At 37.5% G+C, this 13,421-nt stretch carries 11 protein-coding genes; 5 read left to right on the top strand and 6 right to left on the bottom strand.

The window, feature by feature from the left end:
- Positions 1-5: 5 nt before the first annotated feature.
- Genes KO524_RS07450 through KO524_RS07440 form a run of 3 tightly spaced genes read left to right on the top strand, consistent with a single transcriptional unit; the run spans position 6 to position 3,801 of the window.
- Entirely contained in the window at positions 6-1,529 is a 1,524-nt protein-coding gene (locus KO524_RS07450; protein ID WP_219292518.1) for a peptide MFS transporter, read from the top strand.
- A gap of 26 nt (positions 1,530-1,555) precedes the next feature.
- On the top strand, positions 1,556-3,319 hold the full coding sequence (locus KO524_RS07445) for a peptide MFS transporter (RefSeq protein WP_219292516.1): 1,764 nt from the start codon (positions 1,556-1,558) through the stop codon (positions 3,317-3,319).
- Between the two features lie 26 nt (positions 3,320-3,345).
- A complete protein-coding gene (locus KO524_RS07440) occupies positions 3,346-3,801 on the top strand; it encodes a thioredoxin fold domain-containing protein (RefSeq protein WP_219292514.1) in 456 nt (151 codons plus the stop codon).
- Positions 3,802-3,805: 4 nt separating this feature from the next.
- Here KO524_RS07440 and KO524_RS07435 read toward each other — a convergent pair whose 3' ends face one another.
- The 5 genes from KO524_RS07435 to surE form a co-directional block, all read right to left on the bottom strand.
- Complete coding sequence (locus KO524_RS07435) at positions 3,806-5,818, bottom strand: ComEC/Rec2 family competence protein (protein ID WP_219292512.1); 2,013 nt, start codon at positions 5,816-5,818, stop codon at positions 3,806-3,808.
- 52 nt (positions 5,819-5,870) lie between these two features.
- Positions 5,871-6,533, bottom strand: coding sequence for a C40 family peptidase (locus KO524_RS07430; protein WP_219292510.1), 663 nt, complete (start codon positions 6,531-6,533; stop codon positions 5,871-5,873).
- Positions 6,534-6,585: 52 nt separating this feature from the next.
- Complete coding sequence (gene lpxB, locus KO524_RS07425; RefSeq protein ID WP_219292508.1) at positions 6,586-7,695, bottom strand: lipid-A-disaccharide synthase; 1,110 nt, start codon at positions 7,693-7,695, stop codon at positions 6,586-6,588.
- Positions 7,696-7,768: 73 nt separating this feature from the next.
- The gene (locus tag KO524_RS07420) at positions 7,769-8,044 is read right to left on the bottom strand and encodes a hypothetical protein (RefSeq protein ID WP_219292506.1); all 276 of its coding nucleotides are present in this window, start codon (positions 8,042-8,044) and stop codon (positions 7,769-7,771) included.
- Entirely contained in the window at positions 8,044-8,814 is a 771-nt protein-coding gene (gene surE, locus KO524_RS07415) for a 5'/3'-nucleotidase SurE (RefSeq protein WP_219292504.1), read from the bottom strand. The genes KO524_RS07420 and surE overlap by 1 nt, the downstream gene beginning before the upstream one ends.
- A gap of 183 nt (positions 8,815-8,997) precedes the next feature.
- Between surE and KO524_RS07410 the strand changes: the two genes are divergently transcribed.
- Positions 8,998-11,226, top strand: a complete 2,229-nt coding sequence (locus KO524_RS07410; protein WP_219292502.1) for a carboxy terminal-processing peptidase — start codon at positions 8,998-9,000, stop codon at positions 11,224-11,226.
- 5 nt (positions 11,227-11,231) lie between these two features.
- Entirely contained in the window at positions 11,232-12,335 is a 1,104-nt protein-coding gene (locus tag KO524_RS07405; RefSeq protein WP_219292500.1) for an ABC transporter permease, read from the top strand.
- A gap of 160 nt (positions 12,336-12,495) precedes the next feature.
- Here KO524_RS07405 and KO524_RS07400 read toward each other — a convergent pair whose 3' ends face one another.
- Complete coding sequence (locus KO524_RS07400) at positions 12,496-13,350, bottom strand: glycoside hydrolase family 25 protein (protein ID WP_219292498.1); 855 nt, start codon at positions 13,348-13,350, stop codon at positions 12,496-12,498.
- Positions 13,351-13,421 lie beyond the last annotated feature (71 nt).

Genomic DNA, 13,421 nt, shown 5'->3' with positions numbered 1-13,421 from the left:
CTCATATGAGTCAGGTACAAACATTAGAAGATATACAAAACTTCAAAGGCAAATATCCAAAGCAAATTTGGAGTTTGTTTTTCTCAGAAATGTGGGAGCGGTTTTGCTTTTACGGAATGAGAGGAATGTTGGTTTTCTTTATGATCGATCAATTAAATTTTGACGAAGGTAAAGCCAACCTACAATACGGAGCTACTCAGGCTTTTGTTTATGCCTTTACTTTTATTGGAGGTTTATTTGCCGATAAAATCCTTGGTTTTAGAAAATCGTTATTTTGGGGAGGTGCCCTTATGATAGTGGGGAGTTTGATTTTGGCCTATGAGCCGCATACTTTCTTTTTTACAGGTATTGCTTTTACAGTAATAGGAACCGGCTTCTTTAAACCGAATATCTCTACTATGGTAGGTTATCTATACAAAAAGGGAGACAGTCGTACCGATGCGGGATTTTCGTTGTTTTATGCCGGAATCAACATGGGTGCCTTGATCGGTGGTTATCTGTGTATCGCTATTGGAAAAGGACAACTGTTTTCTGATCTTATTGGACATGAACACCGTTGGAATGTTGCCTTTGGATTGGCTGCTTTTGTAATGATTATCAGCTTAATAAACTTTCATTTCACCAAAAAACAACTGGGTCCAATCGGACTTCAGCCTAAAGACGTATTAGAAAATGGTAGTCAGGTTGACAAACCGCTTTGGAAAGAAATTGCTGTCTATGCCGTTACACTTGCTATGGTCCCTGTCATTATCCAGATGATTGACAATACGCAGTATACCGATTATTTTATGGCCATTATCGGCCCTGCAACTTTATTATATCTATTTTATGAGATGACCAAGGTGACAGCAGCTGAAAGAAAAAAATTGTTTGCCGCCTTAATATTCATCTTATTCTCCATCTTATTTTGGGGTATATACGAACAAGCCGGAGGATCTCTAAGTATTTTTGCAGCGAAAAACCTAAGCAATACTGTTTTGGGAATTCCACTTGATCCAAACGGAGTAAACAATTCTGGAGGGGCCTTTTTTATCATCCTTTTAGCGCCATTACTTGGATTATTTTGGATTTGGCTATCCAAAAAACGAGTAGAACCCAATACCGTTGTCAAATTTGGACTTGGATTTCTCTTGTTGGGATTGGGGTATTACGCCTTGTTTGCTACCCGTTTATTTGCCGATGCAGCTGGAATTACTTCCTTAGACTTCTTTACCATCGCTTTATTAATCATCACCTTTGGAGAACTTTGTCTTTCACCAATAGGTCTATCTATCATGACCAAATTATCTACGGCTAATTTACAGGGAATGATGATGGGAATGTGGTTTTTGGCAAGCGCGTATGGACAATATGCAGCAGGTATAATTGGTGCCAATATGTCGTCATCGAAAGCAGGCACTAGCAACTTAGACAGCCTTATTGCATATACCGACGGATATAAAGAACTCGGAGTTTATGCGGTTGTAGCGGGAATTCTCTTGATATTGATTTCTCCTTTTATCCGTAAACTAATGCAAGAAGTTAAATAAGAACATTCACTTATATCACTATAATTATGTCAGAAGACACAACAACAGAACAAAACTTTTTTAAATCAACAGTCCTAGGGCATCCCTCGGGACTATTTGTCTTGTTTTTCACAGAGATGTGGGAGCGTTTCTCGTTCTATGGAATGAGAGTCCTATTGATTCAATTTTTAACCATGTCGTTATTAAGCGATAATCCAGGTTGGGGATGGTCTGCCGAAAATGCAGGTGCTCTATACGGTACCTATGCTATGTTGCTTTATATAACTCCTATTTTTGGTGGTATCATTGCCGACAAGTATATCGGATACCGATGGGCAGTCGTTGTCGGAGCCACCATCATGACCTTGGGACATGCTGCTATGGCTTTAGACACACCAATGATGTTATATATTGGTTTAGGACTTTTAGTTGCTGGAACTGGTTTCTTTAAACCAAACATGACTTCTATTCTTTCGGAAATGTATAAAAAATTCCCAGAGAAAAAAGATGGTGCTTATACCATTTTCTATATGGGTGTAAATGCAGGTGCCTTCTTCGGGATGATGCTTTGTGGATATTTAGCTGAAAAAATTGGATGGCATTGGGGATTCGGTTTAGCCGGTATTTTTATGTTGTTAGGTACTTTACAATTCTGGTTGGCCAAACCGTTATTCGGAAATATCGGAGAAGTTCCAACAAAAGAGAAAAAATTGGCTATAGCTACAGCAAATGCAATTACCAATCACGAAGACGACAAACCGAATCCATTTACTATGGTTGATTATGTTTTAATCGCCATTACAACGGTAATCGGTCTTTTATACGCTATAAATGATCCGTTATTTAGAATTGCAAACATCAATTTATTCCCGTTTGAGTACAAGGGAATAGACGGACAAAGCATTGCTATCTTATTCGCTTTAGTAGCCTTTATCTTTTTAATCATCAGCCGTCTGTCTCGATATACTAAAATTATTAGAGACCGTATGATTGCCGTTATCATCTTCGCTTTCTTTACCATCTTTTTCTGGATGTCTTTTGAACAAGGAGCATCGTCTTTGGTTATTTTCGCAAGAGATAACGTGGATCGCGCTTTAGAGGGATCGGCACTTACGGCATTTAATATCATCAACACCTTATTAACTATAGTTCCCTTATTGATTATATCTTGGGTACTACTTCTTTTAGGTAAACAAACTTGGGCTAAAATACCGGGATCAAACATCGTTTTAGCGGTTTGTTTCTTAGGGGTTTGGGCTGTTGCAATCTGGATGTTATATCAAGAATTCACAGCAGAATCTTCTGAAATTACCGTTTCCTGGTTCTCTATTTTAAACTCTTTCTTTATCATTACTTTCGCTTCTATCGTTTCTAAAGTTTGGGATAGTAAATACAATCCACCAGCCGCTGTTAAATACGGTTTGGGATTGATTGTAATGGCTATTGGATTTGGTTTATTAGCTTATGGTTCTCACAATGTAGCTACAGGTGTTAAGGTATCTATGGTTTGGTTGATATTAGCTTATCTATTCCATACTTTAGGTGAACTTTGCTTGTCTCCAGTAGGCTTGTCTTATGTTTCCAAATTAGTACCGGCACGAATGATAGCCTTTATGTTTGGTATGTGGTATTTAGCGATTGCTGTTGGTAATAAATTAGCGGCTATATTAGGAGGTCAAATTGAGAATATCACCAATAATTATTCGCTTTCAACCTTCTTCTTGATCTTTACGGTAGTGCCTATCGTAGCTGGTTTACTAGTTATGTTGCTCAACCCGTTCTTGAAAAAATTAATGCACGGTGTAAAATAAAATACGATTTAATAAAACCATAAAATATGAAAAAAATATTATTGCTTTTAGTAATCGCTTTGGCTGGAGTAACCACTCAAGCACAAGAAATTAAATGGATGACATTTCAAGAAGCGATTAACGCTCAGAAAAAAAAACCAAAACCCATTTTTATGGATGTCTATACCCATTGGTGTGGCCCTTGTAAGATGCTGGATAAAAACACCTTTACAGATTCCGAAGTCATTAAACTGATTAACAGTGATTTTTATGCTGTTAAATTTAATGCAGAAGGGGAAGAGAAGATTGAATTTGATGGAAAAAAATTCTCCAACCCCAATTACGACGCAAACCGAGCAGGTAGAAATGCTATGCATGAGTTTACGGGTTTTTTGAGAATTCCAGGATATCCTTCGATGGTTATTATCGATAGCGATGGCAGTATTAAGAAAACATTGGTAGGTTATAAAGTGCCACAACAACTCTTAGCAGAAATCAAATAATCTATCATTTAAACTGATAATATCCCTTTTCCGACACACTGTGAAAAGGGATATTTTTTTTTAGGCACACTTGAACAAGTCGTTTGGACTCCCAAAAGGGAAAATCCGCATTTATCAAAACCAAACTCGGATTGTGATGTGCCAGTACCCGGTCATAATTGATTTTAGACCAGCCGCTAAACAATAAAACATCTGCACTTATAGCTGTTTTGTAATTCCCCAAGCTATCTATTATAAGCAACCTTTTATCACCTACTCTAATCAAATTATTGAGGGCCATATACCGATCTATACCCGTAAAATTGCGATGCCTATAGTCCGATATTATCGACGACTTCATCACGGCTGTATCATTCGAATACACCTCCAACTGAAAGGGTTTCTTAAATAAAAAAGTGATGTGATTTCTGTGATATAGCAAGAAACGCTCCTCTTTTTGCATATCGAGTATGACCGTAAACATAAAACATAACTGAAAGACGAGTGTAACCAACAAGCTAAGCCGCATACCGCCTGTCCGCCGCCTTTTTAATCCGTAAACAACACCTAACAGCCATAGCGTAGAAATCGCTGTTAAAAACACATTAAACGAAAGCTGCTTCAAATTAAAGTCAGACCATTGCGATAACATGACGACTATAGAATTCATAGCATTAATTATAAAAGCGACAATACATCCCCAAATAAGTGCCAAGGACTTCCAAAAAAAATTCAAGACCAACAATAAAATAAGGCCAATTAGTATGACTGTTACTAAAGGTATAACGATTATATTTCCCACCAAAAACAACAGAGGTATCTGATGAAAATAATAGATTATTAGCGGTAATACACCGATTTGAACGGCTAAGGATACAGCTACAATTTCTTTAAAATACTGAAGGACCCACCATTTCGAACTAGTAAAAGTAGCGAAGATTGAGTAAAAAAAGGCGATACTAAAAACCGCTGAAAAACTCAATTGAAAACCAACATCATAAATATAATTGGGGCTACAACTCAACAGCACCACCAAGGTTATAGCCAAACTATTGTACAAGCTGGATGAGCGCCTTATTCCATAAATAAAAGCCCCTATACTAAACATAAAAACCGCTCTAACTACAGGGGTTGCAAAACCGGAAATAAGGGCAAACAACCACAACAACACTGTTGCTATGCGATAGATGTATGGAGTACTAAAGCCCAATCGTCTTAGCAATTGTTGTAATACCAAATATATAATACCGATATGCAACCCCGAAATCGCTAAAACGTGTATAATTCCCAGGTCCCTAAAATTTGCTTTAGTCTCTGGAGACAAATCCTGCTTTTGTCCAAAGAGCAACGCATTCACAAAGGCCGATACCTCAGGCGAAAACCGATGCATATCAAAGCTCTTTATTAAAAACTCGCGCCAATGGGCTACTATGGAGTTTAGACTAGCCTCGATACCCCGCGATTTAAAATTATCCCTGTCTAGATATACTTGCCCATAAATGTCGTGTTGCTCTAAAAATAATCGGTAATTGAATTGATGAGGATTGCGAGTCGCGCGTACAAGCGCAATGCGTTGATAGACACTTAGAACTTCGCCTACTTTAAAAGGCTCTAGTTGATAGTGGTAGGGAACCACAACCAATACTTTTCCAAAAGTTTGTTTCGCGTTGCAAATCTTTACATTCGCTAAATAACGAGTGCCATAGGTTGTGGTGTTCCACTTCTCGGTGACTATGAGTGTTAAAAAATCTTTTTTATCGGTAGCACGAAGGTGGATGTAATGTTGTTTATGACTCTTACTATCGTGTAAGGACATAGTCCATAAGCCAATACTCCAAAACAGCAGCGCATAAAGCAACCAATATATCAGTCGGAAGTATTTGGATATAAAAATTTTACCCCCTACAAAAATCAAGCTTAAAAAAGAGCCGACTAGAACCAACCACAAAGAGCTGGACATAACCAAGAAAGGATAAGTCAATATGCCTGCAACAAAGAATACAGAAAGGCTTAAAAAAGGAAATTTCAATATCTTCATATAGAAAGATATTGAAATTTCGTTGTTTATCAAATAGTTAGACTATTTTTAACTATAAAAGCTGTTTTTCGTAAACTCTATTTATCTGTGCAAAAGTACGGTTGTAATAAGCTTCACTAAGTGAAGACACAATCACCCCCTTTGAGGTCGAAGAGTGTATAAATTTGATTTCTTCACCTTTGACTTCAACTATAATTCCTACGTGACTAATTCTAGATTTTTTCCCTGTTTTGAAAAATATCAAATCTCCCTTTTGCGCTTCAGAAGAATTGATTTTTTGTCCCATGGATGCCATATCTCTTGAAGATCTAGGCAAAGTAATATCAAAAACATTAAAAGCGGTGCTTACGAATCCGGAACAATCCATTCCATCTCTTGAAGTTCCTCCAAATCGGTAACGAACTCCTTTATAGTCCTCCGCTACATTTAGCAATTGTTCTGTCAAATAACTACCCGTATCTTCTTTACGGCTGGTTTCATCTATTTCGTTTAGAATTTTACCCAATTCCTCGACACTAATTTCTTTAGTCTCAATTCCAGCAATTTCTTTACTCTTAGCAGAAGTGGTTTTACCCTTTTTCCCTTTATTGTTATTCTTAGGCGGATTGTTTGCAGGCGTGATATTATCTAAAGTGACTTTTTGCAAGGAACTTGCATGCGTTCGTCCAGACAATAACAGCAGTACAATTAAGAAGGCGGAAGCGTACGTTTTCATAATTATCAATGTTGTTATCTCACAAATATAGAATTTTATTTTAAAAAACAACTCATAAATTTTTATTAATTAATCTAGCCGTTAATTCACTCGCTCCTTCCCCACCGAGCTTATCTATCAGTATATCATAATTTTGCAACATTTTCTCACGACCTTGACTTTGAATAATCTTAGTAAACTCGGCACGTATGCGCTTGCTATTACAATCTTCTTGTATCAATTCGGTAACCACCTCTTTATCCATAATTAAATTGACTAAAGAAATAAATTTTAAAGTAATAATTCGCTTTGCAATTTGATATGAGATGGGATTTGCCTTGTAGAGAACTACCTGGGGCACTTTAAATAAAGCGGTTTCCAAGGTTGCTGTTCCCGAAGTTACCAATGCGCCATAAGCCACATTTAACAAACCGTAAGTTTCATTGGAAATAAACCTTACGTTTGTATTGGTCAGAAATTGCTTATAAAATTCAAAATCCTGACTTGGAGCTCCAGCTATAACAAACTGAAAATTCCCAAAATGCGGTACCACAGTTAACATCTGCGACAACAATTTGGTGATCTCTTGTTTTCTACTTCCAGGCAACAAAGCAATTATTGGACGTTCGTCCAATTGATGTTTTTGTCGAAACAGTGGATCGGCCGTTGCTCTGTATTCCGCAACAGCATCTATAAGTGGATGCCCTACAAATTCCACTGGAAAACCATGCTTTTTTTCGTAAAAATCCTTTTCAAAAGGCAAAATAACGTACATATGATCAACATCGCGTTTAATCGATTTGATTCTGTTTTCTTTCCAAGCCCAAATTTGTGGTGAGATATAATAATGGGTGGGTATTCCCTTTTTCTTTGCCCATGAAGCAATCCGCATATTAAAACCGGGGTAATCTATAAAGATAATGGCATCGGGGTTAAAAGCCTCTATGTCCTTTTTACAAGTCGAAATGTTTCTAAGAATGGTGCCTAAATTTTGAATTACTTCTGCAAACCCCATAAAGGCAAGTTCGCGGTAGTGTTTTACTAAAGTACCACCTACGCTTTGCATCAAATCACCACCCCAAAATCGGATATCGGCTTGCGGATCTTGTTTTAGCAATGCCTTCATCAAATTAGAACCGTGTAAATCTCCAGAAGCTTCTCCTGCAATAATATAATATTTCATATATAGCTATTCCTATTTTTTTTAAACCTCCAATACAAACCCAGACTGCCTCTTGTTAACCAACAAGTTACATCTAAACCAATTGCGTCAAAATCGTTAAAATCACAGCTGCTAAGATAGTACCTCCAGCTTTTAAATCTTGATTTTTTTTAATAAAATACCAAAACAAAATCAAATTAAGCACACTGCCAATCACGAGAATCTTACCTAAACTACCGCTGTAAAGCAACAGCTTAAATTGTGTCAACGGATTTATTCTTAAACTGAAGTACACAAAGATCGCGCTCCCTATAAATGTAACCAAAACGCCCAACAAAAAACCCAAAGCAATCGCTACAATCCGCTTCATTATAATTCCCAACGGTTTAATTGCTGAATAGCGTGATAAGCCGTTAAATCAAATTGAACTGGAACCACAGAAACATAGCCGTTTTTCAAAGCCCATTCGTCGGTATCTTCGCCTTTATCTTGATTGACGAACTCACCGGTTAACCAATAGTATTCTTTACCGTGAGGACTTACGCGTTTATCAAATTTCTCTTGCCAAGTGGCCTTGGCTTGTCGGCATATTTTAATTCCCAAAATATCCGCTTCTTTTAATTTGGGGAAATTGACATTGAGCACAATTCCTTCTGGCAAACCATTCTTTAGGGTTTCTAAAGTAATTTTCTTCACATAAGTCATGACTTCATCAAAATTCGCATTCCAACTAAAATCTTGAAGGGAAAAACCTATGGCAGGTATACCGCTCATACCCGCTTCTAAAGCAGCACTCATCGTACCGGAATAGATTACATTAATCGACGAATTTGAACCGTGATTGATACCCGATACGCAAATATCCGGTTTACGTGTTAAAATCTGATCCATCGCAATCTTCACACAATCAACAGGCGTTCCTGAACAACTGTATTCCTGCTCTAAATCGGCGTCAATAGCAACGCGTTCAATGGATAAAGTGCTGTTAATAGTGACTGCATGCCCCATAGCAGACTGTGCCTTATCTGGTGCTACCACTACCACTTCGCCAATTTCTTTCATCACTTTTATCAAGGCGCGAATACCCGGTGCCACGATGCTGTCGTCGTTGGTAACTAATATTAAAGGTTTTTGTTTCATTGTAATATTTTATTTACTTTCGCTAAAGTAATAAATATATAAATAAACACGGTTACACTTTAACTCGACCCCTTCAAAACCCAACCTATTCTTTGAATTTTAACAATAAGGTTTAACAAAATATTATTGGAGCCCTCAATCCAAGTCTCTAATAAATTCCTTACTTTAGATGAAAATTAATTGATGAACACCATTTGGTCATTTATGAAAAGAAACTATAAGATAATACTACTCATTCTAGGTATATCAACTCTGTTGTGGAGTTTTATGCCCAAAGAACCTAAGGACAATCCTGAAAAAGACCAATTATTATTGGAAATGATTACGTATTTACTTGAAAAAGGCCATTATGACCCCGTAAAAATCGACGATTCATTCTCCAAAGAAGTCTATAAAGAATATATCAAATCCTTGGATCCTACCAAGCGTTTCTTTACTCAGGCCGACATTGATGAATTTGCTAAATACGAATTCTTAATTGACGATATGATTAATTTAAAAGATTTGTCTTTTTTCAATCTAACCCACGATAGAATCGTGCAACGAATGAAAGACGCTCAACTCATATATAAAGATATCTTAAGCAAACCTTTTAATTTATATACGGACGAAACCTTCGATGCCGATTACGACAAACAAGCGTTTTCAGCCGATGAAGAAGCCTTGAAAAAACGTTGGGAAAAACAACTTAAACTATCTGTTTTATCAACTATTTCAGATAAAATCAAGCTACAAGAAGGCGAAGAAATAGCTACCGACGAATTTGAAGAAGACTCGGAAGACTATGTAAAAGAAACCAAGAAAAAAGACAGTAAGCCGGTAGAAAAAAAGAGCTTTGAAGAATTGGAAATTGAAGCCAGAGAAGCTACGCTGAAGTCATTAAACGAATATTTCGGATTTATAGACGAATTACAACGTCAAGACTGGTTTACCATTTACCTCAACAGTATTGTAGAGCGCTTTGACCCGCATACTTCCTATTTGGCACCGGAAGACAAAGAGAAATTCGACGCCAGTATGAGCGGAACTATCGAGGGAATTGGAGCCAAATTGCAAAAGAAAGGCGACGTAACGGAAATTTCAGAATTGATTCCGGGCGGACCTGCTTGGAGAGGTAAAGAATTGGAAGCCGGTGATATCATCCTCAAAGTCGCTCAAGGTAATGAAGAGGCTGTCGATGTCGTTGGTATGCGATTGGAAGATGTGGTTAAAAAAATCAAAGGTCGCAAAGGATCAGAAGTTCGCTTGACCGTTAAAAAAGTTGATGGTACCGTAGTGATTATATCTATAATTCGAGAAGTAGTCGAACTAGAGGAAACCTATGCCAAATCAAGTCTTATCAAAAACGGAAACCAAACCTACGGATTGATTCAGCTGCCTAAATTTTACATCAACTTTGAAAACAAAGACAACCGCGATGCATTTAAAGATGTCGCTAAAGAAGTCGAACGCTTAAAAGCACAAAATGTTGATGGTATCGTTATGGATTTAAGAAATAACGGCGGTGGTTCACTACAAACCGTGGTTGATATGGCCGGGTTATTTATAGAACAAGGTCCTGTTGTTCAAGTAAAATCGTCAAAAGGTAAAAAAGACGTCTTATTTGACCGCGATGCCAAAGTGCAATGGGAAGGCCCGTTAGTCGTATTGGTTAATAACTTCTCGGCTTCAGCCTCGGAAATTTTTGCCGCAGCCATACAAGACTACAAAAGAGGAATTATTATCGGTAGCAAACACACCTACGGTAAGGGAACCGTTCAAAACATCATCAGTTTAAGTGATTTATTAAAAGCGCAACAGCCTTATGGTGATTTGGGTGCCTTAAAAATAACCCTTCAAAAATTCTATAGAATCAATGGAGGCTCAACACAGCGCGAAGGTGTCTTAAGTGATGTCGTTTTACCGGATCGTTTTTCTTTTATCGACATGGGCGAACGCGACATACCCAATGCCATGCCGTGGGACAAAATCGATCGTGCTAACTATACGCCATTAAAAAATGACTTTCAACCAGCCATCAACAACAGTAAGAAGAGAATTGCTACCAACGAGCAGTTTAAACTGATTACCGAGAATGCAAAATGGATCAACGAAAGAAAAGACGAAAAAATATATAGTTTGAACTACGATAAATACAAACTAAAACAAGAAGAAGTAGAGCAAAAAGCTAAAAAATTTAAAGCGATTTCCAAATATAACAACCATTTAAAATTTAACTCACTTCCTTATGAATTAGAGAAATTTAAAACGGATACCATATTAGAAAACAAAAGAAACAGATGGCACGAAACTTTAGCTAGTGATGTCTATGTAGAAGAGGCTGTAAATATCTTGAAAGACCTATACAAAGGAGCACCTATAAATACAACTGATTTTACAAACAAAAAAACTAAACTAGCTGAGAAGCATTAAGATTAATGTCTGATAAAAGCATTTCTAACAATCAATTAGCGCTCCAAAAATTCAAATCGGATTTTTGGGGCGTTTTGTCTTTCTGGTTTGTCGTCGTATTGAGTGTGATTTCCATCTTTGCTTATGTAATCGTACCCGACAAAACTCAAAATGCCAATGCAGGCGACCTTTCGTTGCGGTCTAAAGCACCCGGTTTTACCGTTACCACTTTGGCCTTACCATCCGAAAAACCACTTGAATACAATTGGCAATCTTGGTTTGTTGGACGCAAGGATCAACCGACAGTAATACCGATAAGCAATTATTATTTCACCAAGGATTCAATTCACTATACCAGCTATAGCAATCATCCGCTTACTGCAGAAAAAAAGGCTCTTGCTTTGACATCTTTTGTCGATCAAAAGCCCAACAACATCATCAAAGACAATATTGACCAAAAATACTTTATACTCGGAACAGACAATCAAGGCCGTGACTTTCTCAGCAGACTGGTTATTGGTTCAAGAGTATCACTTGCAATTGGGTTTGTTGCCGTAACATTATCTCTAATCATCGGTGTTTCCTTAGGAGCTTTAGCCGGATATTACGGCGGCAAAATAGACGCACTAATCATGTGGATAGTCAATATGGTATGGTCCATACCAACTTTATTATTAGTCATCGCTATTACACTTGCACTTGGTAAAGGATTCTGGCAAGTATTTATCGCAGTTGGACTCACCATGTGGGTAGAAGTTGCCCGAGTAGTTCGAGGGCAAGTCATCAGCGTCAAAGAACAACAATACGTTACTGCAGCCAGAGCTTTGGGATACAATGACCTTAGAATCATACTCAGGCATGTTTTACCCAATTGCATGGCCCCCGTAATTGTTATATCAGCAGCCAATTTTGCCTCTGCAATTTTAGTGGAAAGCGGATTGAGTTTTTTAGGATTGGGCGCACAAGTTCCCGTACCAAGTTGGGGCTCGATGATCAAAGAAAATTACAACTATATTTTATTGGGAAAACCCTATCTCGCCATGATACCGGGTATAGCTATGTTCTTGTTGGTCATGGCCTTTATGTTGATCGGCAACACTTTAAGAGATGCCTTGGATGTAAAAAAGTAACTGCGGATTTAATAAATCAAGCACCCAACTACACTTTCAACTAATTGTCCATTAGATAAAAACTCAATCAGTTACCCACTTGTATCGAAACCTCTATTATCTTGCCATAAGGTAAAATTTATAAACGCCAAACTCAATCACACGGCTTCACATCCTATGATTAATGAATCAGAATCTTACGAAGTTCGTTTCTATTCCCATTATAAATATTGACGTCTACCTTGGTTTCTATACCCGGCACTATACCCTTTTCGGTAAATTGCCAAAAATGCCACTCCGGCTTAATATCTTCTACAAAAAAATTGTAATTGGCAATCCAAACGATATAATCAGGAAAAGCTTTTTGTAGGTGCTTATTAAAATAATGCTCTCCCGAATATAAAATCGGTTTAACACCATAATGCAATTCCACAACATTCATCCATCGCTTAAGTCCGGAAATCAAACTGTCCATCGATTGATTTTTAGGCAATTCTTCTATATCCAAAACCGGAGGAAAATCGCCCTCTCCCAATTTTACATTTTGAATAAAATGCTGGGCTTGTTCCATAGAATTCTCATTCGGGCGGTAATAGTGATAAGCACCTCGTATAAAGTTATTAGCACGCGCGCTACGCCAGTTTTTTAGGAAAGCCGTATCGATGCCGTCTTTTCCCATTGTAGCTCTTACAAAGACAAATTCCAACGGAAACTCATTGTTTATCATATCTATATGTTCCCATTGAATATCGCCTTGATAATGCGAAATATCGAAACCCAAAACTTTACCGGAATGGCGTTTTAAGACTTCCACGTTTCGAATATCAAAAACACTGGTTTCCGCAGCCTTTTTACGTTCTTCGCTAAAAAAATATTTAATACCATCCTTAAAGCTGATCCCAAACCAAATTCCCAAACCAATAAACACCATAGCGACCGCGATCCACTTAAAATGATGGATTGTCAATCGAAATTTCTTTTTATTTGTTTTTTTGGAGTTCGGTTTTCGTCTAACCACTTTTCTCGGTGCAGCCATATGGAAAAATTATAAGCATACAAAAATACATCAATGTGCAGACTATTGAGAAATTTCCACTTTAAAAAAGA

It is taken from the genome of Flavobacterium sp. NKUCC04_CG (assembly GCF_019345525.1).
In the GTDB taxonomy this organism is placed as follows: Bacteria; Bacteroidota; Bacteroidia; order Flavobacteriales; family Flavobacteriaceae; genus Flavobacterium.
This window is presented reverse-complemented; position numbering and strand designations above follow the sequence as displayed.

Coding starts and splice junctions, on each gene's coding strand:
- lpxB (WP_219292508.1), bottom strand. CDS start 7,695: ATGAAATATTATATTATTGCAGGAGAAGCTTCTGGAGATTTACACGGT.
- KO524_RS07440 (WP_219292514.1), top strand. CDS start 3,346: ATGAAAAAAATATTATTGCTTTTAGTAATCGCTTTGGCTGGAGTAACC.
- KO524_RS07410 (WP_219292502.1), top strand. CDS start 8,998: ATGAACACCATTTGGTCATTTATGAAAAGAAACTATAAGATAATACTA.
- surE (WP_219292504.1), bottom strand. CDS start 8,814: ATGAAACAAAAACCTTTAATATTAGTTACCAACGACGACAGCATCGTG.
- KO524_RS07435 (WP_219292512.1), bottom strand. CDS start 5,818: ATGAAGATATTGAAATTTCCTTTTTTAAGCCTTTCTGTATTCTTTGTT.
- KO524_RS07450 (WP_219292518.1), top strand. CDS start 6: ATGAGTCAGGTACAAACATTAGAAGATATACAAAACTTCAAAGGCAAA.
- KO524_RS07420 (WP_219292506.1), bottom strand. CDS start 8,044: ATGAAGCGGATTGTAGCGATTGCTTTGGGTTTTTTGTTGGGCGTTTTG.
- KO524_RS07405 (WP_219292500.1), top strand. CDS start 11,232: ATGTCTGATAAAAGCATTTCTAACAATCAATTAGCGCTCCAAAAATTC.
- KO524_RS07400 (WP_219292498.1), bottom strand. CDS start 13,350: ATGGCTGCACCGAGAAAAGTGGTTAGACGAAAACCGAACTCCAAAAAA.
- KO524_RS07445 (WP_219292516.1), top strand. CDS start 1,556: ATGTCAGAAGACACAACAACAGAACAAAACTTTTTTAAATCAACAGTC.
- KO524_RS07430 (WP_219292510.1), bottom strand. CDS start 6,533: ATGAAAACGTACGCTTCCGCCTTCTTAATTGTACTGCTGTTATTGTCT.